The 1,778-nt window shown below is 42.4% G+C and carries 1 protein-coding gene; it reads left to right on the forward strand.

Features of this window, described 5'->3' with window-relative positions:
- A partial coding sequence (locus tag JMY02_RS13490) for a hypothetical protein (protein WP_201599170.1) occupies window positions 1-1,552 on the forward strand: 1,552 nt, incomplete at its 5' end.
- Window positions 1,553-1,778 lie beyond the last annotated feature (226 nt).

Raw genomic sequence — 1,778 nt, forward strand, 5'->3', positions numbered from 1 at the left:
AGAATTTGCTCAAGGTCAAAAAGGTTTGGCACAATCTCAGGTTTTATTAACTGAGCCTCCTATCAATGTCACCATAGATAGTGACGAGCAGTTAGACGATACGCTATTGATATACTACAGCTGTGCCCCAGGCTGGCATACCACCATTCGACATTTTCGTTCAGGTGTATTCGACAACGAATGCTTTGATCAACGAGCTGCGGTATTAAAGCGTTACCTTGATCGAATCCATGCACCGTACAAAATAGTCAAACAGCCAGAGCAATTTGCACATGAACTGCAAAGTGGCAAATATGCCCAGTACTGGCTACTTGGTGCTATCGAGAGATTGCATCCAATTACCAGAAGAGAGCTTACCGAACTGACTTATAGTGGCGACAATCTACTGATAGACAGCGGCATGAATAGCTGGTCAAATCAAGACCTTTATTCATTAGCAGGTGCGACCCCTAAGGGTAAGTTACTGCTTAACACTAATATTTTGACGCTTGTTGACCGTTTCATTACACCTACAGATGATATCACAATCACTAATACTGCTCTCAACGTGATCAATCAGTCACGTGCAGGTCATGCTTCTGTCAATAACTGGGCACAGCAATTAGCGCCCATTAACGCTGATAAAACAGAAATCTGGGCTACCGTTAATGCTCACGCAAAACGCATTAGTTATTGGAAACCGAATAAAGAACGCAGTCAAGATCAGAATTACCCTGCCATGCTCAGTCAACGTTACGGAAATGGTATGCCGGTAGCGACTGGTTTTGATGTCATTGGCAGCTTAGATCTAGCAACATCAGCAAACCTCTCCCCTTACCCCGACAGTACAAGCCAAACCAATGCCCAAGAGTTACACTGGGATAACGTTCTCACACAGTTGCTAAAAACGCGTCGGCAAACACCTAAACTTGATTACGTGCCCAATCAAGTCGTACGCTTACCGATCAATCTAGAGAACACTGGTGGCAAGCCTCGGAACCTATTAGTCGAGGTAGATATTCCTTCAGGTAGTCAGTGGCTGGGATACAAAGGTGGCATAGACGATGTGACAAAAGGAGATGATAAGGTCAACTATCAAATCACGGTGAAGGCAGGACAAAGCATTCATGATGTCTTGACCATAAGGTTACCAATAGATGCTGGCACTCATCCGATAAGGGTGAGTGTCTCGGACATTACCAAAGGTAGTAATAATGCAGTACTGCTTGATCAGTTTGAGTCTCGCTATCTCGTAAGAAACATTGAGTCTCGAATTGAGCTGTTAAGAAGCACTATGGATAACCTTCAGCTGCAGAAACAACATCATTCTTTGAGCAAGAAAGCGGGCAATCAAATCAATCTTATAGATAAGTACTATAAAAAAGGAATTGGACGTTTATCTGTTTATGAAGCTGCGCGTCTTGGTAATACCTTGTCGTTACTACAAAAAGAGAATGACTCAAAAGAACTTGAACAACTGCGTTATGAATCAGATGAACTCTTAAGAGCGTTACAAATAAACTGGTATGTTTATCGAGGTGGATATGTACCACACATCTCAATATATCACTAAGCAATCCCATACGTAATTTATAGATATATATCGTTGTAACAATAAGCACTACTATTTGAGACAAGATTATGACGCTTTTTTTTAAACCAAATCCGCAAGACCCAGCATTCACTCAAGCAACTAAGCTGACCAAAGCATTGAGCATCCTATGTACCGCAGGGATGCTCAATGTCATCACCTTACCAGCACAAGCTGCGGCTGCTAACGACAAAATAAAAGCTGAGCT

The organism is Psychrobacter vallis, assembly GCF_904846715.1.
Taxonomy (GTDB): Bacteria; Pseudomonadota; Gammaproteobacteria; order Pseudomonadales; family Moraxellaceae; genus Psychrobacter; species Psychrobacter vallis.